Source organism: Rhodanobacter sp. FW106-HT46G03 (assembly GCF_058789895.1).
The window spans coordinates 670,024-695,598 of sequence record NZ_JBYTCC010000001.1; the positions used below are offsets into that span (position 1 = coordinate 670,024).

Consider the following 25,575-nt stretch of genomic DNA (forward strand, 5'->3'; position numbering starts at 1 on the left):
TACGCGGCTCAGTGCCGACGCGAACCGCGCAGGCTGCTGACCGAGAAACTTGCCACTTCGCCGCCACCGGGCAGGCGCCGCGATTGCCCCGGCGGCGGGCCCCAGGCGTGGGCGGCGACCACTTCCCAGGTGGAGGGAATGCGGCCGTCCACGCGCATGGCCTCGTAGGCGTCGAGCATGGCCTGATAACGTGACTTGCCGACCAGGTGCCGCCCGCGTTCGGCGTCGGCGTGGGTGGCGCCCAGGCCACGCAGGTCGTCCAGCAGTTTGCGCGGCGTCGAGTAGGTCATCGTCATCGCGGTCACTTGCAGCACCGGCTCGCGCAATCCGGCGTTGATCATCGCGTCGCCGACGTCGTGCATGTCGAGAAACCGCCCCACGTGCGAGCCTTCCTCATCCACCGCGGCCCACGCCGCGCGCAGCTCCTTGAGCGTATCCGGCCCGAAGCTGGTGAACGCCAGCATGCCGCCGGGTTTCAGCACACGGCACGCCTCGGCAAATACCGCGTCGAGCTGGTCCACCCACTGGAAACACAGGTTGGAGTGCACGATGTCCATGCTGTGGTCGGGGAACGGCAGCGCGGTCGCCTCGCCACACACGCGGCGCAGCGGCTTGAGCCAGCCGGAATGTTTCTTCGCCTCGCGCAGCATCGGCAGCGCCAGGTCGAGCGCGATCACTTCGGCCTTGGGGTAACGCTCCTTGAGCAGCGCAGTGCCGCGCCCGGTGCCGGCGCCGATGTCCAGCACTTGCTCCGGGGTTTGCTCGTAGTAATCCAGGCGGTCGAACAGCAAGTCCTCGGTCGCGCGTTGCAGCGCGTCGTGGTCTTCATAGGTCTTTGCGGCGCGCCCGAACTGCTGGCGCAAACGCGCGCGGTCGAGATGGAAGCTGCTCATGGATAGGTTTCCAGCAAGGGTTGCAAGGCGGCGGCGACGGCGTCCGCGTGGCCGAAAAACGGCGCGTGGCCGGCGTGGTCGATTTCGGCGTAACGGCCGTGCACCTGCTGCGCGGACCACGCCATCGCCGGCGGTGGAATCAGGCGGTCGCGGCGGCCGGTGATCCACACGCTCTGCTGGCGCAGGGCCGGCAGGCGCGCGCGCAGGTCGGTGGTATCCAGGATGCGGATGCCTTCCTGCAGCACGCGCAGATCGGGCTCGCCGCGTGCAAACGCCAGCTCGCGCAGGTGGCGCAGTTCGCCGCGCGGGTCGGCGCTGCCCATCGCCTCGAGCGCCAGGAAACGGTCGATGGTGGCGTGGTAATCGGTTTCCAGCTCGCTGGCGAGCTGGCGCACCAGATCGGGCTCGGTGCCCCAGATCCAGTCGTCGCTGCGCACGAACTTTGGCGTGGCGCACAACATGGCCAGCGCGCGCACCTGCTGCGGCAGCTCCAGCGCGGCGGTGAGCGCGATCGAGCCGCCGAGCGACCAGCCCAGCCAGATTGCCGGCGGCGTGAGCGCGGCGATCGCCTCGGCGCAGGCGTGCGGCGCGAGCGGCACGTGGCTGGCACGCGAGTTGCCGTGGCCGGGCAGGTCCACCGCATACACCGTGCAGCGTGGCATCAGCGCTTCCACCAGCGGCGCCATGATGCCGCCGTGCATCGCCCAGCCATGCAGCATCACCACGGGCACCGGCCCGGTGCCGAGCTTCTGCACGAACAGGCTCATGTGCGGGGTTCCTCTGCCGCCAGCGGTGCAAGGTCGGCGCCCACGGCGCCGCGTTGGTCGAACACGAAACAGCCGCCGTGCCAGTGCGCGCCGCCGGTGGTTTCGAGATATTTCAGGATGCCGCCTTCGAGCTGATGCACGTGCGCGATGCCGATGCCCTGCATGTGCAGCGCGGCCTTCTCGCAGCGGATGCCGCCGGTGCAGTACGGCACCACGGTCTTGCCGGCGAAACGCGCGCGGTCGGCGGCCACGGCGGCGGGGAAGGCGGTGAAGCGGCCGATGCGGTAGTCCACCGCGCCGTCGAACGCGCCCACGGTGGTTTCGTAGTCGTTGCGGGTGTCGAGCAGCACCACCTCGCGCCCGGCGTCGTCGTGGCCCTGGTCGAGCCAGCGTTTGAGCGTGGATGCATTTACAGTGGGCGCGCGCCCGGATTCGGGGCGCAGCGCGGGGGCGCGCAGGGTGATGATTTCGCGCTTGATCCGTACCCGCAGTCGTCCAAACGGCACGCGTTCCGAACGCGAGGCCTTGGCCTTGATGGCGGCAAAGCGCGGGTCGCTGCGCAGCCACGCCATGAACGCGGCGATCGCGGCATCCGCCCCGGCCAAAAACAGGTTGATGCCTTCCGGTGCCAGCAGCACCGTGCCCTTGAGCGCCAGCGCCTCGGCCTGCCCGCGCACGCGCTCGCGCAGCGTGGGCAAGTCGTCGAGGCTGACGAAACGGTAGGCGGCGATGTTGAGTACGCTCATGGCAAGGCAAACACGGGCAAGCCGCTGATTATAGGTGGCGCGGCCGGTGCGCCCCTTGAGGCAGCTCAGAGAGTGCGGCGAGCAGGCGATCCACCTGCGCCTCGTCGTGGGCGGCGGACAGCGTAATGCGCAGCCGCGCCTGCCCGGCCGGCACCGTCGGCGGACGGATGGCCGTGACCAGCAGACCGTGCGCTTCCAGCCACTGCGTGGCGGCCAGTGCGGTGTCGGCATCACCCAGCAGCAGAGGCTGGATGGCGGAAGGCGAGTTCGCCAGCGGCAAGCCGAGCTGTGCCGCCCCGGCGCGGAAGCGCGCGATCAGCGCCTGCAGTTTTTCGCGGCGCCAGTTTTCGCTGCGCGCGAGCCGCACCGCGACGCAGCCGGCGGCGGCCAGTGCCGGCGGCATGGCGGTGGTGTAGACGAAGGTGCGCGCGAACTGGGTCAGTCCATCGACCAGTGCCGCGGAGCCGGCGACGAACGCGCCGCTGGCGCCAAGCGCCTTGCCCAGCGTTGCCATCAGCACCGGCACTTCGTGCTGGCCGAATCCCTGGCCGGCGACGCAGCCGGCGCCATCGGCGCCGAGCACGCCCAGGCCGTGCGCGTCATCCACCATCAGCGCGGCGCCTTCGCGGCCGGTCAGCGCCGCCAGTTCGGCCAGGGGGGCGAGATCGCCGTCCATGCTGAACACGCCATCGGTCGCGAGCAGCGCGGCGGCTTGCGGCCGGCTTGCGAGTTGGCGCGCAGCGCCGGCCACGTCGGCGTGCGGATAGCGTCTCAGCTCCGCCCCGGCGAGCTTCGCGCCATCGAGCAGGCAGGCGTGGTTGAGCTTGTCCTGCACGCACAGGTCGCCTGCGCCGAGCAAGGCCTGCTGGATGCCGAGATTGGCCATGTAGCCGGTGGAAAACAGCAGCGCGCGCTCGCGCCCGGTCCACGCGGCGAGGGCGTCCTCCAGCTCCGCATGCTCGCGCCGGTGGCCGCAGATCAGGTGGGCGGAAGTACTGCCAACGCCGGTTTCATCTGCCGCCTGCTTGAGCGCGGCGATCAGTTGCGGGTGTTGCGCCAGGCCGAGGTAATCATTGCTGCAAAAGCCGAGCAGGCGCTGTCCATTGCGCACCAGCCAGGGGCCGTCGACCTGTTCGATCACCTGCAGGCGGCGGTGCAGGCTGGCGTGTTCGCGGGCGAGCGTGCGCGCGGCGAGACGGTCGAGCAGGTCGGCGCGCGGCAGATTTTGGCTCACGCCGCGGCGCCGCAGCTGCAACTGCCGTTGCAGCAGGTGTCGCCGGTGTAGAGGTCGGCGTGCGCGGTGTCGGTCATGCCCGCGGGGATCAGCGGATGCAGGTCGAGCCGCGCGAACAGCGCGCAGTCGTGCGCCACATCGGGGTTGTCGGTGGTGAGCAGCTTCTCGCCGGCAAAGATCGAACCGGCGCCGGCAAAAAAGCACAGTGCCTGCACCGCGTCGTCCATCTGCCGGCGGCCGGCGGAGAGGCGCACGATGGATGCGGGCATCACGATGCGGGCCACGGCAATGGTGCGTACGAACTCGAACGGGTCGAGCTTTTCCGCGTGTTCGAGCGGCGTGCCGGGCACCGGCACCAGCTGGTTGATCGGCACCGACTGCGGGTGCTCGGGCAGGTTCGCCAGTGCCTGCAGTAAACCGGCGCGCTGTTCACGGGTTTCGCCCATGCCGACGATGCCGCCGCAGCAGGTCTTGAGTCCGGCTTCGCGGATCTGTTCGAGCGTGTCGAGGCGGTCGTCGAACTCGCGGGTGTGGATGACCTCGCCGTAGTACTCCGGCGCGGTGTCGAGGTTGTGGTTGTAGTAGTCGAGCCCGGCGCCCTTCAGTGCCTGCGCGTGGCCTTCGCCCAGCAGGCCCAGCGTGGCGCAGGTCTCCAGGCCGAGCGCCTTCACCGCGCGCACGATGGCGGCCACCTTGGGGATGTCGCGGTCTTTCGGCCCGCGCCACGCGGCGCCCATGCAGAACCGGCTGGCCCCGGCGGCCTTCGCGGCTTTCGCCTGCGCCACGACTTCGTCCACCTCCAGCAGCTTTTGCGCGACGACCCCGGTCTGATAGCGCTGCGCCTGCGGGCAGTACGCACAATCCTCGGGGCAGCCGCCGGTCTTGATCGAGAGCAGGGTGGAAATCTGCACCGCGTTGGCGTCGTGGTGCGCGGCGTGCACGGTGTGCGCGCGGTACAGGAGGTCGTTGAACGGCAGCGCGAACAGGGCGGCAATCTCGGCGCGCGTCCAATCGTGGCGCAGCAGGACTTCAGGCATGACGGGCTCCCTATGGAAGCCCGCAAGTCTGGTCATCTGATCTGGCTACGTCAACCGACATAGGCGTAGGTCGGTTGACGTAGCCGAGGCGGGCGGCGCGTGGCGCGCCCGCCTTGCCCTTACTTCCCGCCCGCCGCGCGCGCGGCCTTCACCTGATCGGCGGTGATGGTCTTGCCCTGGTTGCCCCACGAAGTGCGCTCGTGGTTGGCGATGTTGGCAATGTCGGCATCGTTCAGGCTGCCCGCAAATGGCGGCATGGCACCGGGATAGACCTGGCCGTTGATCGCTTGGCCCTGGAGGCCATGCAGGATCACCGAGATCTGCTTGGCCGGGTCGGCGTCGAGCACCGCCGGGTTGCCCTTGAGCGGCGGGAACGTTGCCGGCAGGCCTTCACCGCTGGCCTGGTGGCACGCGGCGCAGTTGGTGGCATACAACTCGTTGCCGCGTGCCGGGTCGAACTTGTACGGACCGGTGGCGGCCGGCGGTGGCGCGACGGCGGCACTTTCCGGTGCGGCGGCCTTGGTGATCTCCGGCTTGGTCAGCGCTTCGCCCGGCTTTTGCACTTGCAGGACGCCAATCGCACCGAGTTGCGCGTGTGCCATCGAGTGGTCGACAAACGGGTACTTGCCCGGTTCGTCCAGTTTCAGGTCGAAGATGGCGCCCTCGCCCGGGCCAACGCTGTAGGTCGACACGCCGTCGATCGCCTGCGCCGGGTTGCCACCTGGATACACCTTGTCGAAGATCGCGCCGATCACGTGGAACGCGCTCCACAGGCTCGGGCCGGCGTTGACCACGTACAGCCGCACCAGGTCGCCCGGCTTGGCGGTCAGCGGGTGGTCGCGGTACTGGAACGCGGCGCCGTTGAACACGACTTCATCCGGGCGGATTTCCTGCATCTTGTCGAAGTTGGCGCCCATCAACTTGCCAGCCACCTGCGAGGTGTACCACTCGCCCTGCACCAGCACGTAGCTCTCCTGCGCGGCGGGCAGCGGCGTGGCCGGGTCGACGATGATCGCGCCGTACATGCCGTTGGCAATGTGCAGCATCACCGGCGGCGTGCCGCAGTGGTAGAGGAACGCGCCCGGCACGTGCGCCACGAACGAGAACTTGATCGACTCGCCCGGCATCAGCTCCACGTAATGCAGGCTGGGCGGGGTGATCGCGCTGTGGAAGTCGATCGAATGCTGCATCGTGCCGCGGTTGGTGAAGGTGACGTTCACCGTCTGCCCCTGCCGCACGTGGATCACCGGGCCGGGCACGGTCTTGCCGAACGTCCACGCCTGGTACTGCACGCCGCTGGCGATCTCCACCGTGTCGTTGCTGGAGGCGATATTCACATCGACGCTGTTGCCTTCCGCCACCGGCGGCAGCGCGGCGTCGCGCGCCTGCTTGACCGGCGCGCTGGAGGCCAGCGACAGCGGCGACACTGCAGCCGCGGCGGCCGTCGGCGAAGCGGATTTCACGTTCAACGCGCTCTGCAAGCCGGCCAGCAGCAGCGCAACCAGCACCACGATCGCGCCCAGTGCCGGTGCCTGCACCCGCCATGGCAGGCGTGCGGCATCGTTCGGCTCGGCTTCCACGTTCCACTCGGCCACCGTGCGCCATGTCGGCCAGCGCTTCTCGATCAGGTAATCGACGCTGTACAGGCTGGGCCCGACGCGATAGTTGACGATGATGAGGGCGGCGAAGATCAGCACGTAGCTGAGCGCCGCGCCAATGTTGGTCACGCCCACCGAGTACGGCCCGCCAAAGCCCTCGGCCGTGCTCCATATCAACAAGCTGAAAAGCAGGCCGACGATGTAGGTGGTCTTGCGCGCGAAACCGAAAATCAGCGCCAGCGCCAGCGCGGTTTCCGCGAAGCGCGTGAGCCACACGAACAACCCCGCGTGCGGCGTGACCAGCCCGATCCACATCGCGAACCACCAGGCCGACCAGGCCGGCTGGCCGTTGGCGGCGTTGTGCAGGTAGCCGACGTAATGCGCGGCAAAATCGGGCGAGTAGGTGAGTGCGGCGCCTACGAGCCAGACCATGCCGAACGCCACGCGCAGCGCGGTGCCGGCAACGGCGGACCAGGTTCCGACAGTAGGTGCTTGGTGGTCAGGACCAGCCATGGTTATTCCCTTGAATCACGAGTTGGAAGGTTCAGTTGCAAACACTGCCACCGGCCGCCGTACGGCTGCCAGCCCGGCGCGGTGGGTGCTCAACTGCACAAGTGTACGGTGCGCGCGGCAAGGTCACGTGAGGTTACTTGTCGCGGCAGTGATTTTGCTGGCGCAAAACCGATGCGCACTGCGCCTACGCCACCGCGCGGTGGCCGCCGCTGCCGGTACGGCACGTGCGCTGCCAGCATGCCGGTTCTGCCGCTGACACACCGGACCCATGTTGCACGCCGCCGTCCACCTTGCCGCGCCGCTGCGCGCACTGCACGCCTGGTTGCTGCCGCCGCGGTGCCTGCTGTGTGGTGCCCCCGGTTTTGCCGGTGGCGAGCTGTGTGCCGGTTGCGTCGCCGAGCTGCCGCGCAACACCGCCTGCTGCGCGGGCTGCGCCTTGCCGTTGCCGACGCCCGCTGCCCTGTGCGGTGAGTGCCAACGGCATGCGCCGCCCTGGACAACCGCCTGGGCACCGTTCCGCTACGGCTGGCCGCTGGATCGGCTGGAGACCCGCTACAAGTTTGGCCGCGATCTGGCCGCCGGTCGCGCGCTGGCGGCGCAATGGGCGCGCGAACCGGTACCACTGGCGCTGCCCGAGTTGCTGGTGGTGGTGCCGCTGCACGCCAGGCGCCTGCGCCAGCGCGGCTACAACCAGGCGCTGGAACTCGCCAAGCCGCTGGCGCATCACTTCGGCGTGCCGCTGCGCGGCGACGCGCTGGTGCGGCTGCGTGCCACCAGCGCCCAGACCGAACTCACCGCCGTGGCGCGGCGGCGCAACGTGCGCGGCGCGTTCGCCATCCATTCGAATGTGGCGCTGCCTGCCCACGTGGCGGTACTGGACGACGTGATGACCACCGGTGCCACGCTGGCCGAATGCGCCCGTGCGCTCAAGCGTGCCGGGGTGGCCCGCGTCGACGTGTGGGCGCTGGCCCGTGCGCCATCAAGCAGGATCTGATCGCCGCTGCCCGACGCTTGATACTGGCGGGGTCGCAACCCGACCCGCATTCAGCGGGGCGATGCAACGCCCATGCCCGTTCGGCAGTCACGCCTTCACTTCACCGCCAGCGCCACCGCGATCCCCACCCACACCGTCAGCCCCCACCAGTTGTTGTGCTTGAACGCGGCCAAACACGGCCCGCGCTCGCGCTTGCGGATCAGCCACAACTGGTAGGCAAACAGCCCGGCAGCCACCAGCAGACTCAGCCAGTACGGCCAGCCGAGCTGCGCGCGCTGGCCCACGAACACCATCGCCAGCAGCAGCGTGGCCATCAGGATGCCGATGATCGGCACGTCCGCATCGCCAAACAGGATGGCGGTGGATTTCGCGCCCACCTTCAAATCGTCCTCGCGGTCCTCCATCGCGTACTCGGTGTCGTACACCACCGACCACAGGATGTGCGCAATGAACAGCAGCCAGCCGATCGCCGGCACGTGGCCGAGCACCGCCGCGAACCCCATCGGGATCGACCAGCCGAATGCCGCGCCCAGCACCACCTGCGGCAACGAGGTCCAGCGTTTGGTGAACGGGTAGACCGCCGCCAGTGCGGCGCCCGCGAAAGAGAGCAGGATCGTCGCGCGATTGGTGAGCAGCACCAGCCCGAACGAGAACGCCAGCAGCGCGGCAAAGATCACCAGCGCCTCACGCGGCGTCACCCGCCCGCTGGCGAGCGGCCTGCCTGCGGTGCGCGCCACCTGCGGGTCGAGCTTGCGGTCGGCAAAATCGTTGATGGCGCACCCGGCGGCGCGCATCGAAAACACGCCAATGGTGAAAATCACCAGCAGCTTCCATGGCGGAAAATCCCCCGCCGCCAGCCACAGCGCCCACCACGCCGGCCACAAGAGCAGCAGCGCGCCGATCGGGCGATCCATGCGCGTCAGCACCAGGTAATCGCGCGCCTTGTCGCGATACGCCGGCGGGACCCGGCGCAACAGCCATTCGAGCACGCCGCGCGCACGCGCCGAGCTGTCGGCCGGGCGGGCAGTGGGCGCCACCGGCCGGGCGGGACGCGTGGGCTTCGGCCTGGCCGTGCCCGTCTTGCGCCGCTGGCGCTTGCGTGGAGAAGGAGCCATCGCGGCAGTTTAGCCCGCGTCACTGGCGCCGGTTCGTGCGCCACGCCCGCTACGGGCGATCCAGCGGGCTCAGCACCCCGTGTCCGCCGCGGTTGAGCACGTGGGTGTAGATCTGGGTGGTCGCCACATCCTTGTGGCCCAGCAGCTCCTGGATCGTGCGCAGGTCGTGTCCCGCTTCCAGCAAGTGCGTGGCAAAGCTGTGGCGCAGCGTGTGCGCGGAAAGCGGCTTCGCGATGCCCGCCGTCAGCCGTGCCTGCTTCAAGGCACGCGCCAGGATCGCGTCGTCAAAATGGTGCCGACGCTCAATGCCGTCCAGCGGATCGCGCGAGCGCTTGCCCGAGGGGAATACGAACTGCCAGCCGAAATCGCGCCCTGCCAGCGGGTACTTGCGCGCCCGCGCATGCGGCAGCCGCGTTTCGCCATGACCGGCATGCAAATCCTGCTGATGCAGAAGCCGAGCGCGCTCGATCTCTCGTTGCATGGGTTCGACCAGCAACCGCGGCAGCATGGTGCGCCGATCCTTGCCGCCTTTGCCCTCGCGCACAATCACTTCGTGGCGCTCGAAATCCACGTCCTTCACCCGCAAGCGCAGACATTCCATCAGCCGCATGCCGGTGCCGTAAAGCAGACTGGCAATCAGCCACGGCCGTCCCTCCATCGCCGCCAGCAGGCGTTTTGCTTCCTCGCGGGAAAGCACGGTGGGCACCCGGCGCGGACGTTTGGCGCGCGTCACGCCGTCCAGCCACGGCAATTCCACGCCCAATACTTCCCGGTACAAAACAGCAGGGCGGACAACGCCTGGTTCTGGGTGCTGGCCGCAACCTGGTCATGCACCGCCAGTCGCGACAGGAACGCCTCCACTTTCTCCGCACCCATCCCGCGCGGATGACGCCTGCCGTTGGCCAGGATGTAGCGGCGAGTCCACCCCACGTACACCTCCTCGGTACGCAAGATGTGGTGCCGCGTCCGCAACACCCGCCGCACCTCGTCCAGCAACCGCGGCGGTCTGCCGGCGCCGTGCATATCGGTGATTTCGGGCTGATAACCCATAACGACCTCGTTCGAGGGGATATCCGCCGCAGCATGTGGCCCGGTTGGACCCCGTGGAATCGGGTAAGCCCTTGTCGCAACGTAGGATTCCACCGCCTTGACTACGCTTCGCCGACCAACGAATATCGGCGCTATACCCCGGTTTCGGGGTCTACTAAGCGTTAGGCCAACAAAGGATGAAGATTGACTTCAGCTGAGAACAACAATGATGACTGGCGTGAAATTCGGTCGCGCGCCGACTCGATCGCCAATGCCGTATTTCTCATTGGGGGAGGAGCGCTGTCACTATCCATCTCCGTCATGCTGGGCAACAAGGCGTCTGGCCTCATCACTCTACATGTCGCAGGTTTGGCAATCAGTGCTTGGTATGCGTTGCTTGCTTCTATAATTTTATTCCTGCTGCTTAAGGGGCATTTGATCTTTCAGGCATACACGTTGCAGTTCAATGGCGCGTTCCTAAATCGACACATCGCGGCATTCAATCGTATAGGGTGGTCGCTTGGTTTGCTTGGGTTCGCAACCTTTGTTATCGGTCTTATTTTTATGGCTGCGTGCAGCCGCCTTGGCCGTAGGCGCCCCGTGACCTGCCTAACAAATCATTCGAGGCGGACGGCTACGCCGACGCTCAAATAAAGCGTTAGGCATCATGAGCTCCGTACTTCGAATCATCGCCTTCATCTCGCTCGCAACTGCCCCGTGTCTAGCAGTTGCGCAATCGCAAGTGCACTTCTTGACCTTCCCAAAGTCCGACGTCGAGGCGCTAGGGCAGATCGACAGACTCAACGTCACGGTCAACTGCAGCTGGATTGCGTCGCTACAAGGCGTGCCAGAGCTTTACGACGTCGAGATGGGATACGACATGCCAACGCAGAACCTACTGGAGGCACGGCCTCGACTCGGGGCTGCGGCGGTCTCGTTGACGGAATGGAGCGGCGTCATCGGAGTTCGAGTTCCGTCTGACGCCGATGCCAAATCGTGCTTCTCGGTTACTGTCACAGCCGAGGGTCGCGAAGGAGTCAGCCGCAGTTGGAAAGGCAAAGCCCTTGGCCTCCCGGAATGACGCCTAACCACTCATTCGAAGGGACGCGGCGGCCTGTCACCCAGTTTGCGGTGGCAAACTGGGCGCCAGTCCACCGCGCCCCTCAACTCGATCGTTAGATGGCAATGGATCGCACATGATCGTTGTGGCAGGGCTCAACAAGCGCGAAGTACGTCGTATGCTGCTGTTGGGCATTCCGTGGCTTGTGACCACGCTGCTCTGCTTTCAAAGCTTCAGCCCTATCTGGTACGTTCTTTTTGCACTCGTTGCGCTTCTTCCGTATTCATACTTCTACGTGCTGGCTTACAACAATGTCCAAGCCAAAGTTAGGCGGCAACCTGGTTGGCGGTTCTATCTCGGCGTGGTAGTTGTGCAGTTGCTTGTCATCGGCCTCATGTGGGTCGGAGCGAACATCTAACTGTTCGTCCAAGCGGACGCCGTACCGGCACCGCTTAACTCAAGCGTTAGACATAGGGGGCAACATGCGTCATGTTTCGAAGCTGCTCGTAGCTACCGTAGCCATCTGCACCTTCACCGCCTCAGCCAAGGAAGTAACGATCACACAAGAACTTCAGGCTGCAATGCAAGATATAGCCGTCCATTCCAAGGTCGTGATGGTTGATGGCTCGGGAGCCACTCCGGGCACCTTCCAAGAAGACTCCGACCCCACGACTCTACAAATTGTGATGTTGGCTAAACCATCAGACGGAACCGCTCAAGTTTCCAGCGATGGCGAAGTCATCTTTCTTCAAAAGGATACTCCGGAGAAAGAGCAGCAAGCCCTATTTACGACTGCCTTCTATCTCAAAGCTAAGGCACGCGAAGCGGCTTCACAACCAGCCAAGGCGCACAGCTCACCGTAGGCGTCTAACATCTCGTTCAAGGCCGACGGCTTCGCCGCCGCTTAACTCCAGCGTTAGGCGACAGTCATTACATCGCCGGACGAGATGCTCGCACTTCGCACCAGCTTTCAATCGTTCGTTCACCCGCTCAGGAGAAGGTATATGGCTTGGCACCTACGGAATAAGCCGACTGGCATCAAGAAAATTTCTCCGATTAAGCCTATCAAGCCGATCCAACCAATCAAACCAATCCAGCCAATACGACCAATCAAGCCGATTGCACCAATTGGGAAAGAGTATTACTGGGTACCAGACAAGAAATGAAAATTTCGGCGCAGCGGTTGCCGCCAAACATCTCGGTAGGAGACTCCCCGTCAACTCGAAGTGCATAACGTCCGTGCCTTGAGCTTTCGAGCTGTTGCTGGTCGTGGTGTTGTTGACATTGGTGCGGTGTTGCAGTCAGCGTTGAGTGTGGGAGCAACGTGTGTCAGACGGCATTTCCGTAGACGGTCTTGTTGCACCGGTGGAGCTGGTGCGGACCAGGGTATAAACCCCGCCGGGGACCGCGTTCATTCAGAGGTATCGTCGAGGGTCGGGGATCGGCCGGCACATCGTTGGGACATCCGAATAGTTAGTCAGGTTCTCTCCGGGTGGGTCTGACCCGTCGTTACCGTGCTGCGCTGACGTGGAACGAAAACGGTGAAGCCAAAGCGTGCTGCGAAGCAGTGTTCAGGTGGTGGCGGCCTGCCGGTGCATCGAGTGGGCCAGGCAGGCGTGCGGGTCGTAGTCGACGTCGTGCGCGAGCATGGCCCAGATTTGTCGGGCGTGTTTGTTGGCAATGGCCACCAGCAGCTTGCGGAAGGGCAGGCGCGCATCGAGCGTGCGTATCCAGCGTTGTTCGGGCGTAGCCATCTCGATGGCGACGGCCTTGGCGCGCTGCAGGCTGGAACGGGCGCCCTGAATCAGCAAGGTGCGCAGGTAGGCGTCGCCCCGGCAACTGATGCCGCCCAGCTTGGCGTGGCCGCCGCTGGAGTGTTGGGTGGGCACCAGACCGAGCCACGCGGCAAGCTGCCGGCCGTTCTTGAACTCGCGGGTGTCGGTGACCGTGGCCACGGCCGCGTCGGCGGCGGTGGGGCCGACGCCGATCAGGGCGCAAAGCCGCCGGCAATGCTCGTCCGCGCGCACGTGGGGGGGCGATGCGCGCGCTGCACGCGTCGACGGCCTCGTGCAGGCACGCCCAGCGGTTGCACCGCTGCACGCCTCTATCGCCACCACAGTTCACGCCGGCAACTGCGCCAACCACAACCCGAAAGGCTCGCGCTTCAAGTCCTGCCGACGCCGCACGTGCCCAGTGTCATCCATCTCACACACGGAGAACACGCTCTTCGCCAAGTCCACAGCGATGGTTATAGTGCTCATGGGAACTTCCTCTTCGCAGTGACGGTCGTATCGCAACACCATCATGGCCCGCGTGGCCGAAGGGAGGGGAAGTCTCTTTTTACCCGTTCAAGGGGACGCGCAAAACAATCCGCACGACGCTTAACGTCAGCGTCAGACCGCAGCCTGAGATCCTCATCAACTTTGTTCAACAGCTGAACCAACGGCCACAAGGCCGTCACTGAAAAGGGGAACACTGTGAATGAGTCGATTCGTCTTAAATACCTTCGCATTGCGCTGGTATTGGTTGGTGTCACATTCATCGTTGGCATCTATCTGCTGATGACCGTCTGGCCATCCGGTTGGACATGGCACACTGGTCACTCCGATTACCTTCTGATGATCGTGGGGATTTACGCAACGCTTGGTGTGTTTTTGCTTTTGGCTTCCCGTAATCCTCTTGCTCATCTCAGCCTCATCTGGTTCACGATCTGGTCCAGTTTGGTGCATGGCGGGATCATGACTTTCCAAGCATTGGCCAGCTCCATGAATTACGGCCATCTCGTGGGGGACGTTCCTGCACTCTTCATCGTGGCAGCCGTACTCGCAGTCCTGACTCCGAAAGCAAAGAACTCTGCTCTTGCTCAAGCGGCCTGACAATTCATTCAAGTCGAACTCGCTTCGTCACAGCAGAAGCCGGTTACAAAAGGCGTAACCGCCTTCTGCCTTCATCACGCAAATCGGCTTAATTCAGGTGTTAGCCAGAAGTAGACCCTGATCTTTATCTCCTTGTCCGCGCCGCACCATTGTTGACGTCGTATCAACTGAGGGGAATGACATGTCAAAACAGCTTTTGCGCATTGCTGCCATCTACCTAATTGTTGGCGCAGGTTTGGGTCTGTACATGGGGGTTGCACATAATTTTGCCCTGGCTCCCGTGCACGCCCACCTATTGCTGGCTGGCTGTCCTTGGCCGTGATGGGCATCATTTATCGCCTCTATCCGGCTTGCGCTGAGACCAGGCTCGCAAGGGCTCACTTCTGGCTTCACAACATCGGTCTGCCCGTTTTCATGGCTGGATTGGGTCTGATTCTGACTGGTAGAGACAGCATGACTTGGTTGGCTGTAGTTGGAGCAACCACGCTTCTTGTTGGCTTGATCTGCTTCAGCATCAATCTATTGCGAAAAGCAGATACGTAACTGGAGGTTGCGGGCTAACTGTTCATTCAAGCCGAGCCCACTTCGCGGCTCGGCTTGACTCACGCGTCAGACCTTGCCTCGGACTTTTGCCGTGCTCGACCCCAAGGTCATCATTTCGGGTGCACGCTCCACTGTCTCCTTCAAGCCGAAGTGGATGGTGCGGGAGCTGGTGGCGTACGGCGAGCCGGAGGCGGCGGTCACGCTCATGCAGCTTGATTCGGAGGCCGTTGCGGCCATTGGTGTGACACTATGCAGCGCCCGGCAACCCCATGCGCGACGCCGCCACATCTGCGGCGCGGTCGTGGAGTTGATCGAGGGTGGGGCTCGTCCTCTCCGGCGCAAACGTCGGGTGTATCCCGAGCGCCGACGGTAGGCGGGCCATTCCAGCGGATGCGCTGTGCGCCGCTGAATTCAAGCATTGGGCACCACAGAATGCGTTTATGGTCACTGCATCCCAAGTACCTCGATCCACAAGGCCTGGTTGCCTTGTGGCGTGAGTCCCTGCTTGCCAGGGCAGTGTTGCGGGGCGAAACGCGGGGGTACCTTCACCATCCGCAACTTGAGCGGTTTCGGGCTCACGCGCATCCGCGGGCTGCCATCAATTCGTACTTGGCCGCCGTCTATGCCGAGGCTGTCGCACGCGGTTATGCGTTCAACAAGTCCAAGCTTGGCCCGGCGCAGTATGCACAGCCCATCGCGGTAACCTCCGGCCAACTCGCGTTCGAGTGGCAGCACTTGCTGCGCAAACTGGCAGTTCGCAGCCCCGAGCGGTTTGCGCAATTGCAAGGCACGGCGGTCTTGGCCTGTCATCCACTGTTTCGCCGCCGGGCTGGGCGGGTGGCGCCATGGGAGCGGGGGCAGGGCGGCGCCTGACAATTCGATTCAGGGGACGCGATAGTTCCTGCGGTTTAGTGGGCACCCCGACCTGACGTTTCAGGAGTGTCCAATGCCGAACCAAGTCCGATGACGAGCACCCGTTACAGCGATGAATTCAGGACCACGAGGGCCGGACGTGTTGTTGCCTTCCATGGCGTCGGGGTTCCCTATTGGCGCGGTTTGGCTCGGGCAGCTGCTTGCGGCTGCATGGCTTGGCGTGGCGGTCCTCAACTGGCTCCAACGCCGCGCGACGTTGGGCGGCATTTACGGTAGGCCGATCGTGCCCGCAAATCTCGCGCTGTACTTCGTGAGCGCCCTTAGCTTGATGCGGGTGTTGCGTGGCGACGCGGCACAACCGTGGATCCGGCCAGCGTTCCTGGTGAGTGCGGTGCTTGCGGTGTCCTACGGTGCGCTGCTGCTCCGCGGCCCGTTCAACAAATAGCGCCCGTCGCGTCGCGGGCTCATGTTCCCTTCGGGCGGACGTGCAAAAGGCCGCGGACTGTTTCACTCTGGCGCCCGGCCGTCATGAGCCACGGATGGTCGCCGCAACCGACAGCGTTGCTACGATCAGTCGTTCCCGGAAAGGACTCCGCCCCAACTCGGTCAGGAGAACGTCATGAGCGCCCACCCTGAAGATGCGGTACTGGCAGGGAAACTGAAAGCGCACCACGCGGCGATGATCAAGGAGCTGGATCGCCTGAGCGCCGGCCTGATGACCGCGGCAGAGTCCGGCACCGGCGCAGCGTCGGCCAGGGCCGCGCTGGAGACGTGGATCCACAATGTCCTGATCCCGCACGCCGAGGAAGAGGAAGCCACGACCTACCGGGCCGCCGGCGAACTGCCGGAGGGGCGGCTGCTGATTCGATCGATGCTGGACGAGCATGTGTTGATCCGCCAAACCGGCGCGCACGTGGCCACGGCGAAGAACCCGGTGGCGGCCGGGGCCTATGCGCGGGCGCTGCTCGAGATTTTCGACAGTCACCAGCGCAAGGAGAACGACATCATCCTGCCGTTGCTGGTGGAGTCCGACGCGGTTTCGCTGACCGCGGTCATGGGCGGCGGCCACCATGGGCATGGCCACGGACATGCCCATTGACGGTGCGCAGACCGTCGGGCCCGGCATGCCGAAGCAACGCTGACCAGGTCGGCAACGGCGCCGGAACTCGCGGACGATGCGCGGTCGGGAGAGATCGTTGGCAGGCTGAACTGGTTGCGCGCCGCTGCTTGACTCCAGTGTTGGCATGAGAAGAACGGTTCCAGGTTCACTTCTTGATTCAAGCGGGCACCGCTTCGCGGCATGGCTTGATTCTGACGTCATGCACCGAAGGAGATTTCAAAATGGGTGACGCAAGTTTCGCGTACACGATCGTCAACCAAACGCCTACGGTGGAGACGTACCGGCGTCTTCGTGTGGCCGCGGGGCTCAGCCCCAAGACGGTTGAGGCGTCCGAACGCGGCTTGCCCAATACGCTGTTCGCGGTCCAGTTGCTGATTGGGGATGAAACCGTTGGCATGGGGCGGGTGGTCGGTGACGGCGGCACGTTTTTCCAGGTCGTGGATATCGCCGTGTTGCCCAAGTATCAGGGACGTGGGCTCGGCAAGGTCATCATGGCGGAGATTGCCGGTTTCATTGCCCGTGAAGTGCCCGAGTCAGGCTACGTCAGCCTGCTGGCGGATGGCCAAGCGTACCGTCTCTATCAGCAGTACGGATTTGAGATGACCGCACCCGCGAGCGTAGGCATGGGGTTCAAAAAGGTGGCCAGTGACGGCGCCTGAGGCCGTTGAGTCGGTGCCGGTCATGGGGCCGCTTTTATTTGAGGCGGTGTTGCGACGAGCGGTTTCAGGTTCACTTCTTGGCGCGCAGCTTGCGCGTACGCGGCACCGGAGTGGCTTCGGTGGCGATTACACCGGTTGACGGGGTCGGTACCGTTTTGCGACCTCCGTCCGCGGCCTCGACGAGGAGCGGCCGTAGCAGATCGCGCAGGGCTTGTAGCGGTGCCTTGGCGTCCGGCTCGAATTGGGCGTGCATCACCACGCCGTCGATGGCGGTGGCGATGGCGCGGGCCTGGCGCGGGCGCTGACGGGATGGCGGCAGCAGGTCGGCGATGGCGGCAGTCATGGCTTGTTTGTTGCGGCGGCAGAGCGCGGTGGCCGCGGGCAGGGTGGTGCCGAGTTCGACCACGGTGTTGAGGAAAGCGCAGCCGCGGAAGCGGGGATCGGCCAGCCATTCGGCGATGGTGGGGACGAGCGCCGCGAGCGGGTTGCCGCGGCGTGGGCGATGACGCACCAGTGCCGCGGTGAACCAGGCGATCCAGTTTTCGTGTTGGCGTTCGAGGTAGGCCAGCACCAGGTCGTTCTTGCCGGGGAAGTGGCGATAGAACGTCAGCTTGGCGACTTCGGCCGTGGCGATCACGCGGTCGACGCCGGTAGCACGGATGCCTTCGCAGTAGAACAGCGCGTGCGCGGCCAGCAGGATGCGCTCGCGTGCCGGGCGACCCTCGAGCTTGAGTGGGACCGTGGTGGGCATGCAAGCAGTGTAGACAGGTTTGCCGCGGGGGACTAGCGTGTCGGGTAGACAGATCTGTCTACCTCATCGCTTGAGCTGGAGATTCCCTTGGAAAACAAATCACCGCTACCGCCGTTCACGCGCGAAACCGCCATCCAGAAGGTGCGCCTGGCCGAGGACGCCTGGAACTCGCGCGACCCGCAGCGTGTCGTGCTGGGTTATTCGGAGGACACCTCTTGGCGCAACCGCGCCGAGTTCGTCACCAATCGCGCCACGGCGTTGGCCTTTCTGCAGCGCAAGTGGAACAAGGAGCTCGACTACCGGCTGATCAAGGAAATGTGGGCGTTCGACGGGCCGCGCATCGCGGTGCGTTTCGCCTACGAATGGCACGACGACTCCGAGCATTGGTTCCGCAGCTACGGCAACGAAAACTGGGAGTTCGACGCGCACGGGCTCTTGGCGCGCCGGCATGCCAGCATCAACGACGTGCCGATTGCTGCCGCCGAGCGCAAGTTTTTCTGGCCGCTTGGCCGGCGTCCGGACGATCACCCCGGCCTGAGCGATTTCGGGTTCTGAGCCTTTTCGCCGCCGCTGGTCGCGTGGTGACTGGCGCTTATCGCCACCCGGCCGCGCGTGCGGCGCGTTCCTGCCTTGCATTGAAGACGTTGCCGTGCAGCCGGGCGTCGACGGCGGCCTGCACGGTGGGCGGCAGGTCACTCGCGGCTTGGCGCAGCTCGCCGCTTTCGACCGGAGCCATTGGCGCGATCACCGGCAGCGCCCAACCGGTAGCAGCGCGGCACGCCAAGCCGCTGCGCGACGGCGGCGTGCGGATGGTGAAGGTGCGGCAGATGTGGCCGTCGGCCGCGCGGAAGCTCAGGCCGATGGCGACCGGAGCCTGCGCATCCGGCTCGCTCGCCAGCGACTGGTCGAGTGCACGGACGAGGGCGCCGGCAGCGTAGGATTCGCCGTTGTGCGTACGTACCAACCCGTTGCCGGCGTGCCACCACAGGCCGACGGCAAGCAGGGCCACCGATGCCGCGAGGGCGGCGCCTGGCAGCATCCAGCGGCGCGGCCGGTGGTGAGGGGCAGCGTGCGTGCGGCGCCGGCCGGCCAGTGACGTGGGCGTGGCGGCCGCCGTGGTGCGTGGTTGCAGCATGGCGGTCAGGTGCGCGGGCACCGGTTCGTCCAGCACCGGATCGAACGCGGCGCGCAGTTGCGCATTCAGGGCTTGCAGTTGCTGCACGCGATGAGCCTGGGCAGGGTCCTGCGCCAGCAAGGCGTCGACGCGCGCGCGGGCCGCGGCATCGAGTTCGCCGTCCACGTAAGCCTGCAAGGTTGCGTCGTCGATCGGGTTCATGCGTCGTTTCCAAGTAACGCCTGCAAGGCGGTGCGCGCCCGTGCGAGGCGGCTGGTGACCGTGCCAACCGGCACCTCCAGCAGGGCCGCCGCTTCGTCGTAGGAGAGGCCTTCGACCAGCACCAATGCCACCACCTCGCGTTGATCCGGCGACAGCGTGGCCAGTGCCGCCGCCAGTTCCAGTTGCTGCGCCGGCTGCGTGCCGGTGGGGTCGGCTACCGTCTCGCCGGCTTCCTCGGACGCGAACAGCTTCGCCGTGCGTCCACGTGCACGCAACTCGTCACGCCAGGCGTTGCGCGCAATCGCGAACACCCACTTGTCCAGTGGTGAATCCGGCCGCCACTGCGTGGCCCGGGCGAGCGCACGCTCCAGCACGATCTGCACCAGGTCGTCGGCATCGGCAACCTGGCCCGCCAGCGCCCGCGCGAGACGGCGCAGGCGCGGTAGCAGCGGGATCAGTCCTTCGCGTACGGCATCGCTCGAATCCACGCATCACCTTCCATTACGTCTGGCGGGGCCGATTCCTTCCCGCGTGCGCGGCAACGCGGTTCGAAGGCGTAAATCATCGCAATGCTAGCATCCGGCCCGGTCGTCTCCGAGGTGTCCGGTCATGCCTTCGTGCCGTGTTTCCGTAGTCTGCGTGTCGGCCTTGCTCGCGCTGCTGGCGCTGGGCCATGCCGCGCCGGCGCAGGCGCAGTTGCTTGGCCCGGTGCAGCGCTTGCCCGGCAGCCTGTCGCTGCCCGCCACGCCACTGCCCATCGGGTTGCCGACGACGAACCTGCGCAGTGTGGATGACCTGCTGCAGCAGACGCAGACGCTCACCCGCAAGCTGCAGATCCGCAACCTGCTGCGCAGTGCGCCACGCCAGGTGGACGTGGACCCGCAGGGCGCGCCGATCCTGCGCGATGAATTCCTGGTCATCGGCCTGGCGGGGGCATCGCTCGACGCCGTGCGCGCGCTGGGCTTCGAGGTGGAACCCGACGCGGCCGCGGATGCGTCGCTGGGGCTGGACTTTGCGGTCGTGCACGACACCCGTCACCGCGGCGCGGCGGCGGAGATGCGCGCCCTGCGGCAAGCCGCGCCCAATGCGGCGTTTGCCTATCAGCACCTTTATCTGCCGGCGGGTGACGGTACGGCGGCTGCAGCGGAACTGGACACTGCGGCGGCAACCGCACCCGAACGCCGCGTGGGGCTGATCGACGGCGGGGTCGACGCGGCCGATCCCGCGCTGGCGCGGGCGCGCATCGAACGCCGCGGCTGCGCGCAGCCCAGCCCGTCGCGGCACGGCACGGCGGTGGCCGCGCGCCTCGTCGCCGGCAGTCCGGACACCTTGTACGCCGCCGACCTGTGGTGCGGCGCCGCGGTCGGCGGCACCACCTCGGGCCTGGTCGATGCGCTCGCGTGGATGGCGGGCGCAGGCGTGCCGGTGATCAACATCAGTCTGGTCGGTCCCGACAACCCGGTGCTGGCGCGTGCGGTGCAGGCGATGATCGCGCGCGGCCACGTGCTGGTCGCCGCGGTCGGCAACGACGGGCCGGCGGCGCCGCCGCTGTTCCCGGCGGCCTATCCCGGCGTGATCGGCGTCAGTGGCGTCGATGCGCACGACCGCGTGCTGCCCGAGGCGGCCAGCGGCGAACAGGTGGCGTTCTGCGCGTCCGGCGTGGTTGGTCACGGCCGCAACCTGCTGCGCGGCACCTCATTCGCCGCGCCGATCGTGGCGCACCTGGCCAGCGGCCTGCTGGACGCGCCGCATCCGGGCGCTGCGGCACAGGTGATGCAGTCCCTGGTCGGCGATGCCCACGCCCTTGGCCCGCGCTGCGGCCATGGTTTGCTGGCATCGGGAACCTGAACGTTTTCCAACCGCACCCGGGCGGCGCGGAAGGATCTTTGGGGCCGGCACGTAATGGACCCTGCAAGCCGCGGATTCGCCGCCGGCAGGAGATCCTCCCATGCGCAACACGACACTCCATATCGCTCTGTTCGCCGGCGGCCTGGCCCTGGCCGCACTGACGCCGGTCCATGCCCAGGTCCTGGGCGGCCTTGGACAGCTGGGCGGCCAGATCCCCGCGATGACCGGGCAAATGGGCGGCCAGATCGGTGGCCAGATCGGCGGTTCCGCACGCGGCATGGGCAACGTCGGTCTGCCCGGCAACCTGCCCGACATCAATCGTGTGGCGGCGGAGCGTCGGGCTGAACGCCTGCGCCAGCGCGCTGCCGCGGCGGCACAAACTGCGACGCAGGCCACTGTCCCGGTGAATGGTCAGGCAAACGCCAGTGGCGTTGCCGGCCTCGCGGGCAGCGTGGCGGGGAGCACTGGCAACGTCGGTGGGCTCGCCAACGGCGCCGCCAATCTTGGCGCCGATGCAGCGAGTGGCGTGGATGGCTCCGGCGTGCGGGATGCCGCGGCCGGTGCGGCCGGACAGGCCGCGGGCCGGGCGCGTTCCACCGCTTCGTCGGCGGTGAGCGGAACCCGCGGTGCCTTGCAGGGTGCGCGCGATGCCGCTGGCAACGCGGCGGGCAAGGCGGCCGCGAATGCCGAAGGCGCGGCCGGGCAGGCCATCAGTGGCGGCGCCGTCTCGGCCGCGGGCACCGGCGCGTTGGCGTCGAAGGCGGCGGGCAGCGCGTCTTCGCAGGCGGGGTCGGTCGGTTCGAGCGCCGCGGGCCAGTCCGCGGGCAGCCAGTCGGTATCATCGACGGGGGTGTCCAACATCGTGGGCCATGACGGCAATCGTTCGGTCAATGCCTCGGGCGCGGCCGCCGGCAACGGTAACGCGCAAGGCAGTGCCGCTTCACCGTCGGGTACCCGCCAGGGGTCGGCCGCGGCGAGTGGCCAGGGCGGCTTGCAGGCTGGCGCCCAGGGTTCGACCAATGGTGGTATTTCCGCCTCGGCGCAGGCCGATGGCAGCGCCAATGCAGGTGCCCAGCAGCACTGAGTTGGGTCGCCCATGCGGCAAGCCATGGAGCCCCGGACAACGGGGCTCCGTCGTTTTTGGCGTGCACCCTCGCGGTGACGGTGGCAAGCCGCGTGGTGCATCGACCGACGTCGGATGATCGGACCCGCGGCCTTCCGATGACGCCCGCTGCTGGTAGCGACGGCGACGGCTGGCGGCGGTCGGGTTTCGAAGCCACCGCACCTGTTCCGGCCCGGCACCCGCCGTGCCGCGATCATGGTGCGCCGATACCCGCGGCCGGTTGATGGATCGATGGAGCGCGGGAGCACTCGGCCCGGCCACTCGCACCGGCCTGGTTTCCGCCGCCCACGCTCCTGGCGTGGACGCGGTCGTGCCAAGCTATGGCTGTCCGCCGCCGACCGCGCCGGGTGACTGCCTGCTGGTTCCGGTCGGCTCCAGTCAGGCGCGAGGTATCCATGTCACGTCTTCGCAGGTGGGCGAGAGAACTCAAGCGGCAGACGCTGGTGGTGTACTTTGCCGCGCGGGACCCGCGCACGCCACGGTTGGCCCGGTTGCTGGCGTTTGCTGTTGCCGCCTATGCGCTCAGCCCGATCGACCTGATCCCGGATTTCATCCCGGTGCTTGGCTACCTGGACGACCTGGTCATCGTCCCGCTGGGCATGTTGCTGGTGTTGCGGATGTTGCCGGTGGAGGTGCTGGCATCGGCGCAGGCCAAGGCGGCCGAGTCTGCGGAGCGGCCGACTTGCTGCGGCGTGGCGGCGATGGTGGTGCTGATCTGGCTGGCCGCGGCGGTAGTGTCCGGCTGGTGGGTGTGGCACTGGTTGCGCGCCTGATCGTGGAGCATGCCGAAACCGTTTTTCGGCGCGGCGCGATCCCGGCGCCGGTTCTTGCAGAAGGGGGTCACGATGCTTACCCAAAGTTCCATGGCGCTGGCCGGGTTCATCACTTGGGCATTGTTGCTGCTCGCATGGATGGAGATCCTGCGCTCGGGGCTGGTGCTGGGCGGCAAGGTTCCGGCCAACGGTTTCGTGCCGGACAACGCGAATCTTTCCGCCTTCATGCAGCGGCTGGCGCGGGCACACGCCAACTGCATCGAGGGGCTGCCGATCTTTGGCGGGCTGCTCATCCTGGCCATCGCCACTGGCCGTTCCGCACTGACCGACCCGCTCGCGTACTGGCTGCTGGCGGCGCGGATCGCGCAGTCCTCGATCCACCTGGTGTCGATCTCACCGACAGCCGTCACCGCGCGGTTCAGCGCGTTTACCGTGCAGATGGTGATTGGACTGTACTGGGCCGCCCGGCTGCTGTTCGCCGGCTTGTAGCGCCGTGGCGCGGTGGGGCCCGAGGGCGTGCGGGTAGACTTTCCGTACCTCCCCCGGGTTACCGACCATGCCGTCCGACAACATTCTGCTCACCGATCAGCACCGCGAGATGGAGCTGGGCATTGCCGGGCTGGTGGATGGTTCGGGCAGCCGCGCGGAGTTCCACGCCGCGGTGCTGCTGCTGCGCAAACACATCTACGTGGAAGAAGTCGCGCTGTTTCCGGTGATCGACCGTGATCGCGCGCGCTGGATGGCGCTGGCGCAGATGCGTTACGAGCATGGCGACATGTGGCCGCACATCGAGTCGGCGCTGGCGTTGCTGGAGGCACGCGCGGATCTGGAAGCGATGCTGGACGATGCGGCAGCCATGGAACGTCTGCTCCACGCGCACGACCGCAAAGAAGAAGAAGCCATCTACTCGGTCGCCGACCGTTACGTCGCCGCGGGCGGGCAGCCGCCGTTGGCGGAAATGTTCGCCAGCACGGAAATTCCCGCCGGCTGGCGCTGCTTGCGCGCGCCCGATGCGCTGGGTGATCCAGGCGACCGACCAGTGGCATAGCGGCCCCGCTGTCGCGCTGCGAATCCCCCAGCGGTGGCGACCAGCCGCGTCGTTTGGCCTGGGCAGCCCGACCGGCACGAGCGCGGAAGCTCACCGGCGCATTCCGTGGCAGGGCTGGTAGCTGTCGAATGAGCGGAACGGTAGTGCCTTGAGCCGTTTGCCGTGGCGCCAAATGGCGAACCTCTGCCGCTGGCGCCATTATGTGATCAAGCGGGCCAAGTATGCACGCCAGTGTTTGGCCGAAGCCCAGTACCGGTTCAACCGTCGCTTTCAGTTCGCCGCGATGATGCTGCGCGGGTCTTGCCCGGACCAGTCCCGCACACCACCGACGATTTCCATGGCTGAGGTGGAGGGACAAGCAGGGAACGTCGAGACTCGGGCGGGCAGTCACTAGGGATAATCAGCTACTTATTTATTGGTGAGCTCTTACGGAAGAATCAGGACGGATCATCAGACTTCTCCTCTTTCTCTCCGGTCCTGCGCTGCGACTGGTGTGACGCTTGGTGTGCCCCAGCGCGAGCGAGTGGTTGGTTCGGAGCTAGCTCCCGCACGACCTCAAGAAACCTGCCGAGCAGCGCCGAATCGTCGTCGGTGCGATGGATGACACACAGATCGACCACTGCGTGGTCTTTTTTGTCGAGCGGGACGTACAGCACGTTCGGGAGCTGGAGGCTGCGGGCAGAATCGGGAACCAAAGACAGGCCGATGCCGCTCGCCACTAACGCAACAGCGGTGGGGACGTCATCCACTTCCAGAACCTGCTTCGGAACCAGATTACGCCGCCTGAACAGCGTGAGGACGTGGTCGATGTAGCTCGGACGTGGTGCGCGGGGGTACAGCACCAGCGGCGCCGATGCGATCTTGGCAAGAGATAGCACCCGCTCCGATGCAAGCGGGTGCGTCCGGTCCAGTGCGACGTTGATGCGTTCGGTCTGCACCCGTTCCCAAGTGAGGTCGGGTTCACGCTGGAAGAAACGATTGAATCCGACGGTCAGCCGACGCTCGCGCAGGGCCTGGAGCAGTTCGACGCGCCCCATGGTGTACAGCGCCACCTCGGCCCGCGGGTAGCGATTCTGGAAGGCGCGTGTGATGCGCGGGATAGCGCCGAATACGGCAGATCCGAAGATTCCGACGTCCACCCGGCCGACCTGGCCGCTGGCAGTGAGATGGGTGTGGGTTATCGCGCGGTCCATCAGCATCAGGATGTTGCGCGCTTCGCGGTAGAACACCCGTCCGGCCTCAGTCAACTCGGCCCCGCGAGGTTTGCGGATCAACAAGGTGGCCTGCGCCGCACCCTCCAATTGTTGGATCTGCCGCGTCAGTGGGGGTTGCGAAATGTGCAGTTTCAACGCGGCCGCACGGAAACTCCCCTGCTCCACGACCGCGACGAAGTAGCGAAGGTGGCGAAGATCGATGGCTGACAGGTTCACGGGCCGGCTCCGAGGGTACGACCGATACCTGTACGGTAATACGGTATCGACAAAATTGTATTGGACAGCACCAGCGATCTCGAACAAACCTCGCGGTGTCCGAGCGATCACGACCATCGCCTGGGTCCGGGGGGGGGGAAGACGATTTTCAAACGACGCCGCGCGCGACCGGGTGACGACAAGCCTGCGTCGCGGTACGACGAGGCGAC

Annotated in this window: 28 protein-coding genes and 2 pseudogenes; 16 read left to right on the forward strand and 14 right to left on the reverse strand. The window is 66.0% G+C overall.

The window, feature by feature from the left end:
• Window positions 1-8: 8 nt before the first annotated feature.
• From bioC to AC3WP6_RS02780, 6 genes are all read right to left on the reverse strand, one after another.
• Complete coding sequence (gene bioC, locus AC3WP6_RS02755; protein WP_492626270.1) at window positions 9-893, reverse strand: malonyl-ACP O-methyltransferase BioC; 885 nt, start codon at window positions 891-893, stop codon at window positions 9-11.
• Complete coding sequence (gene bioH / locus AC3WP6_RS02760; RefSeq protein ID WP_492626271.1) at window positions 890-1,660, reverse strand: pimeloyl-ACP methyl ester esterase BioH; 771 nt, start codon at window positions 1,658-1,660, stop codon at window positions 890-892. The genes bioC and bioH overlap by 4 nt, the downstream gene beginning before the upstream one ends.
• Window positions 1,657-2,406: a sulfurtransferase gene (locus AC3WP6_RS02765; RefSeq protein ID WP_492626272.1), complete on the reverse strand. Its 750-nt coding sequence runs from the start codon at window positions 2,404-2,406 to the stop codon at window positions 1,657-1,659. Before AC3WP6_RS02765 ends, bioH begins: the two co-directional genes overlap by 4 nt.
• Before the next feature lie 28 nt (window positions 2,407-2,434).
• On the reverse strand, window positions 2,435-3,628 hold the full coding sequence (gene bioF, locus AC3WP6_RS02770; RefSeq protein WP_492628625.1) for an 8-amino-7-oxononanoate synthase: 1,194 nt from the start codon (window positions 3,626-3,628) through the stop codon (window positions 2,435-2,437).
• An 8-nt stretch (window positions 3,629-3,636) separates the two neighbouring features.
• Window positions 3,637-4,677: a biotin synthase BioB gene (gene bioB, locus AC3WP6_RS02775; protein ID WP_492626273.1), complete on the reverse strand. Its 1,041-nt coding sequence runs from the start codon at window positions 4,675-4,677 to the stop codon at window positions 3,637-3,639.
• A gap of 119 nt (window positions 4,678-4,796) precedes the next feature.
• Complete coding sequence (locus tag AC3WP6_RS02780; RefSeq protein ID WP_492626274.1) at window positions 4,797-6,788, reverse strand: multicopper oxidase domain-containing protein; 1,992 nt, start codon at window positions 6,786-6,788, stop codon at window positions 4,797-4,799.
• A 268-nt stretch (window positions 6,789-7,056) separates the two neighbouring features.
• Here AC3WP6_RS02780 and AC3WP6_RS02785 point away from each other — a divergent pair, with 268 nt between their 5' ends.
• Window positions 7,057-7,782, forward strand: coding sequence for a ComF family protein (locus AC3WP6_RS02785; RefSeq protein ID WP_492626275.1), 726 nt, complete (start codon window positions 7,057-7,059; stop codon window positions 7,780-7,782).
• 95 nt (window positions 7,783-7,877) lie between these two features.
• On the opposite strand, the gene ubiA is transcribed toward AC3WP6_RS02785, so the two are convergent.
• Both ubiA and AC3WP6_RS02795 read right to left on the reverse strand, forming a co-directional pair.
• Entirely contained in the window at window positions 7,878-8,897 is a 1,020-nt protein-coding gene (gene ubiA / locus AC3WP6_RS02790; protein WP_492626276.1) for a 4-hydroxybenzoate octaprenyltransferase, read from the reverse strand.
• Between the two features lie 49 nt (window positions 8,898-8,946).
• Window positions 8,947-9,947, reverse strand: a pseudogene (locus AC3WP6_RS02795) (integron integrase).
• Window positions 9,948-10,130: 183 nt separating this feature from the next.
• Here AC3WP6_RS02795 and AC3WP6_RS02800 point away from each other — a divergent pair.
• The 3 genes from AC3WP6_RS02800 to AC3WP6_RS02810 all read left to right on the forward strand — a co-directional run bounded on the left by AC3WP6_RS02800 (window position 10,131) and on the right by AC3WP6_RS02810 (window position 11,849).
• Window positions 10,131-10,580, forward strand: coding sequence for a hypothetical protein (locus AC3WP6_RS02800; protein ID WP_492626277.1), 450 nt, complete (start codon window positions 10,131-10,133; stop codon window positions 10,578-10,580).
• A 542-nt stretch (window positions 10,581-11,122) separates the two neighbouring features.
• Window positions 11,123-11,404 carry a hypothetical protein gene (locus tag AC3WP6_RS02805; RefSeq protein ID WP_492626278.1) on the forward strand — a complete coding sequence of 94 codons (282 nt, stop codon included), beginning with the start codon at window positions 11,123-11,125 and terminating at the stop codon, window positions 11,402-11,404.
• 64 nt (window positions 11,405-11,468) lie between these two features.
• Window positions 11,469-11,849 carry a hypothetical protein gene (locus AC3WP6_RS02810; RefSeq protein WP_492626279.1) on the forward strand — a complete coding sequence of 127 codons (381 nt, stop codon included), beginning with the start codon at window positions 11,469-11,471 and terminating at the stop codon, window positions 11,847-11,849.
• 708 nt (window positions 11,850-12,557) lie between these two features.
• Here AC3WP6_RS02810 and AC3WP6_RS02815 read toward each other — a convergent pair.
• Both AC3WP6_RS02815 and AC3WP6_RS02820 read right to left on the reverse strand, forming a co-directional pair.
• Window positions 12,558-12,971, reverse strand: a pseudogene (locus AC3WP6_RS02815) (transposase); the annotation flags it as partial.
• 135 nt (window positions 12,972-13,106) lie between these two features.
• Window positions 13,107-13,247 carry a hypothetical protein gene (locus tag AC3WP6_RS02820; protein WP_492626280.1) on the reverse strand — a complete coding sequence of 47 codons (141 nt, stop codon included), beginning with the start codon at window positions 13,245-13,247 and terminating at the stop codon, window positions 13,107-13,109.
• 216 nt (window positions 13,248-13,463) lie between these two features.
• Between AC3WP6_RS02820 and AC3WP6_RS02825 the strand changes: the two genes are divergently transcribed.
• From AC3WP6_RS02825 to AC3WP6_RS02850, 6 genes are all read left to right on the forward strand, one after another.
• Complete coding sequence (locus tag AC3WP6_RS02825; protein ID WP_492626281.1) at window positions 13,464-13,862, forward strand: DUF6632 domain-containing protein; 399 nt, start codon at window positions 13,464-13,466, stop codon at window positions 13,860-13,862.
• Between the two features lie 634 nt (window positions 13,863-14,496).
• Window positions 14,497-14,778 (forward strand): hypothetical protein, encoded by a 282-nt coding sequence (locus AC3WP6_RS02830; RefSeq protein ID WP_492626282.1) that lies wholly within the window; start codon window positions 14,497-14,499, stop codon window positions 14,776-14,778.
• 59 nt (window positions 14,779-14,837) lie between these two features.
• Complete coding sequence (locus tag AC3WP6_RS02835) at window positions 14,838-15,278, forward strand: pyrimidine dimer DNA glycosylase/endonuclease V (RefSeq protein WP_492628626.1); 441 nt, start codon at window positions 14,838-14,840, stop codon at window positions 15,276-15,278.
• 139 nt (window positions 15,279-15,417) lie between these two features.
• Complete coding sequence (locus tag AC3WP6_RS02840) at window positions 15,418-15,723, forward strand: hypothetical protein (RefSeq protein ID WP_492626283.1); 306 nt, start codon at window positions 15,418-15,420, stop codon at window positions 15,721-15,723.
• Between the two features lie 174 nt (window positions 15,724-15,897).
• On the forward strand, window positions 15,898-16,377 hold the full coding sequence (locus AC3WP6_RS02845; RefSeq protein WP_492626284.1) for a hemerythrin domain-containing protein: 480 nt from the start codon (window positions 15,898-15,900) through the stop codon (window positions 16,375-16,377).
• Between the two features lie 242 nt (window positions 16,378-16,619).
• Window positions 16,620-17,057 (forward strand): GNAT family N-acetyltransferase, encoded by a 438-nt coding sequence (locus tag AC3WP6_RS02850; RefSeq protein ID WP_492626285.1) that lies wholly within the window; start codon window positions 16,620-16,622, stop codon window positions 17,055-17,057.
• 70 nt (window positions 17,058-17,127) lie between these two features.
• Here AC3WP6_RS02850 and AC3WP6_RS02855 read toward each other — a convergent pair whose 3' ends face one another.
• Complete coding sequence (locus AC3WP6_RS02855) at window positions 17,128-17,808, reverse strand: TetR/AcrR family transcriptional regulator (RefSeq protein ID WP_492626286.1); 681 nt, start codon at window positions 17,806-17,808, stop codon at window positions 17,128-17,130.
• An 87-nt stretch (window positions 17,809-17,895) separates the two neighbouring features.
• Between AC3WP6_RS02855 and AC3WP6_RS02860 the strand changes: the two genes are divergently transcribed.
• Window positions 17,896-18,363, forward strand: coding sequence for a nuclear transport factor 2 family protein (locus tag AC3WP6_RS02860; RefSeq protein WP_492626287.1), 468 nt, complete (start codon window positions 17,896-17,898; stop codon window positions 18,361-18,363).
• 37 nt (window positions 18,364-18,400) lie between these two features.
• Here AC3WP6_RS02860 and AC3WP6_RS02865 read toward each other — a convergent pair whose 3' ends face one another.
• On the reverse strand, window positions 18,401-19,144 hold the full coding sequence (locus AC3WP6_RS02865) for an anti-sigma factor family protein (RefSeq protein ID WP_492626288.1): 744 nt from the start codon (window positions 19,142-19,144) through the stop codon (window positions 18,401-18,403).
• A complete protein-coding gene (locus AC3WP6_RS02870; protein ID WP_492626289.1) occupies window positions 19,141-19,632 on the reverse strand; it encodes an RNA polymerase sigma factor in 492 nt (163 codons plus the stop codon). Before AC3WP6_RS02870 ends, AC3WP6_RS02865 begins: the two co-directional genes overlap by 4 nt.
• Window positions 19,633-19,783: 151 nt before the next feature.
• Here AC3WP6_RS02870 and AC3WP6_RS02875 point away from each other — a divergent pair, with 151 nt between their 5' ends.
• The 5 genes from AC3WP6_RS02875 (at window position 19,784) to AC3WP6_RS02895 (ending at window position 23,936) form a co-directional block, all read left to right on the forward strand.
• Window positions 19,784-20,992 (forward strand): S8 family serine peptidase, encoded by a 1,209-nt coding sequence (locus AC3WP6_RS02875; protein WP_492626290.1) that lies wholly within the window; start codon window positions 19,784-19,786, stop codon window positions 20,990-20,992.
• Window positions 20,993-21,092: 100 nt separating this feature from the next.
• On the forward strand, window positions 21,093-22,076 hold the full coding sequence (locus AC3WP6_RS02880; RefSeq protein WP_492626291.1) for a hypothetical protein: 984 nt from the start codon (window positions 21,093-21,095) through the stop codon (window positions 22,074-22,076).
• 434 nt (window positions 22,077-22,510) lie between these two features.
• The gene (locus AC3WP6_RS02885) at window positions 22,511-22,888 is read left to right on the forward strand and encodes a YkvA family protein (protein WP_492626292.1); all 378 of its coding nucleotides are present in this window, start codon (window positions 22,511-22,513) and stop codon (window positions 22,886-22,888) included.
• A 72-nt stretch (window positions 22,889-22,960) separates the two neighbouring features.
• Window positions 22,961-23,377, forward strand: coding sequence for an MAPEG family protein (locus tag AC3WP6_RS02890; RefSeq protein WP_492626293.1), 417 nt, complete (start codon window positions 22,961-22,963; stop codon window positions 23,375-23,377).
• Window positions 23,378-23,444: 67 nt separating this feature from the next.
• Window positions 23,445-23,936: a hemerythrin domain-containing protein gene (locus AC3WP6_RS02895; protein WP_492626294.1), complete on the forward strand. Its 492-nt coding sequence runs from the start codon at window positions 23,445-23,447 to the stop codon at window positions 23,934-23,936.
• A 437-nt stretch (window positions 23,937-24,373) separates the two neighbouring features.
• Here AC3WP6_RS02895 and AC3WP6_RS02900 read toward each other — a convergent pair whose 3' ends face one another.
• Window positions 24,374-25,366: a LysR family transcriptional regulator gene (locus tag AC3WP6_RS02900; RefSeq protein ID WP_492626295.1), complete on the reverse strand. Its 993-nt coding sequence runs from the start codon at window positions 25,364-25,366 to the stop codon at window positions 24,374-24,376.
• Window positions 25,367-25,575: the final 209 nt, after the last annotated feature.

What these genes read in the sequence shown, in the direction of transcription:
- bioC (WP_492626270.1), bottom strand. Translation starts at nt 893, where the DNA reads ATGAGCAGCTTCCATCTCGACCGCGCGCGTTTGCGCCAGCAGTTCGGG.
- bioH (WP_492626271.1), bottom strand. Translation starts at nt 1,660, where the DNA reads ATGAGCCTGTTCGTGCAGAAGCTCGGCACCGGGCCGGTGCCCGTGGTG.
- AC3WP6_RS02765 (WP_492626272.1), bottom strand. Translation starts at nt 2,406, where the DNA reads ATGAGCGTACTCAACATCGCCGCCTACCGTTTCGTCAGCCTCGACGAC.
- bioB (WP_492626273.1), bottom strand. Translation starts at nt 4,677, where the DNA reads ATGCCTGAAGTCCTGCTGCGCCACGATTGGACGCGCGCCGAGATTGCC.
- AC3WP6_RS02780 (WP_492626274.1), bottom strand. Translation starts at nt 6,788, where the DNA reads ATGGCTGGTCCTGACCACCAAGCACCTACTGTCGGAACCTGGTCCGCC.
- AC3WP6_RS02785 (WP_492626275.1), top strand. Translation starts at nt 7,057, where the DNA reads ATGTTGCACGCCGCCGTCCACCTTGCCGCGCCGCTGCGCGCACTGCAC.
- ubiA (WP_492626276.1), bottom strand. Translation starts at nt 8,897, where the DNA reads ATGGCTCCTTCTCCACGCAAGCGCCAGCGGCGCAAGACGGGCACGGCC.
- AC3WP6_RS02805 (WP_492626278.1), top strand. Translation starts at nt 11,123, where the DNA reads ATGATCGTTGTGGCAGGGCTCAACAAGCGCGAAGTACGTCGTATGCTG.
- AC3WP6_RS02810 (WP_492626279.1), top strand. Translation starts at nt 11,469, where the DNA reads ATGCGTCATGTTTCGAAGCTGCTCGTAGCTACCGTAGCCATCTGCACC.
- AC3WP6_RS02820 (WP_492626280.1), bottom strand. Translation starts at nt 13,247, where the DNA reads ATGAGCACTATAACCATCGCTGTGGACTTGGCGAAGAGCGTGTTCTCC.
- AC3WP6_RS02835 (WP_492628626.1), top strand. Translation starts at nt 14,838, where the DNA reads ATGCGTTTATGGTCACTGCATCCCAAGTACCTCGATCCACAAGGCCTG.
- AC3WP6_RS02845 (WP_492626284.1), top strand. Translation starts at nt 15,898, where the DNA reads ATGAGCGCCCACCCTGAAGATGCGGTACTGGCAGGGAAACTGAAAGCG.
- AC3WP6_RS02850 (WP_492626285.1), top strand. Translation starts at nt 16,620, where the DNA reads ATGGGTGACGCAAGTTTCGCGTACACGATCGTCAACCAAACGCCTACG.
- AC3WP6_RS02855 (WP_492626286.1), bottom strand. Translation starts at nt 17,808, where the DNA reads ATGCCCACCACGGTCCCACTCAAGCTCGAGGGTCGCCCGGCACGCGAG.
- AC3WP6_RS02865 (WP_492626288.1), bottom strand. Translation starts at nt 19,144, where the DNA reads ATGAACCCGATCGACGACGCAACCTTGCAGGCTTACGTGGACGGCGAA.
- AC3WP6_RS02880 (WP_492626291.1), top strand. Translation starts at nt 21,093, where the DNA reads ATGCGCAACACGACACTCCATATCGCTCTGTTCGCCGGCGGCCTGGCC.
- AC3WP6_RS02885 (WP_492626292.1), top strand. Translation starts at nt 22,511, where the DNA reads ATGTCACGTCTTCGCAGGTGGGCGAGAGAACTCAAGCGGCAGACGCTG.
- AC3WP6_RS02890 (WP_492626293.1), top strand. Translation starts at nt 22,961, where the DNA reads ATGCTTACCCAAAGTTCCATGGCGCTGGCCGGGTTCATCACTTGGGCA.
- AC3WP6_RS02895 (WP_492626294.1), top strand. Translation starts at nt 23,445, where the DNA reads ATGCCGTCCGACAACATTCTGCTCACCGATCAGCACCGCGAGATGGAG.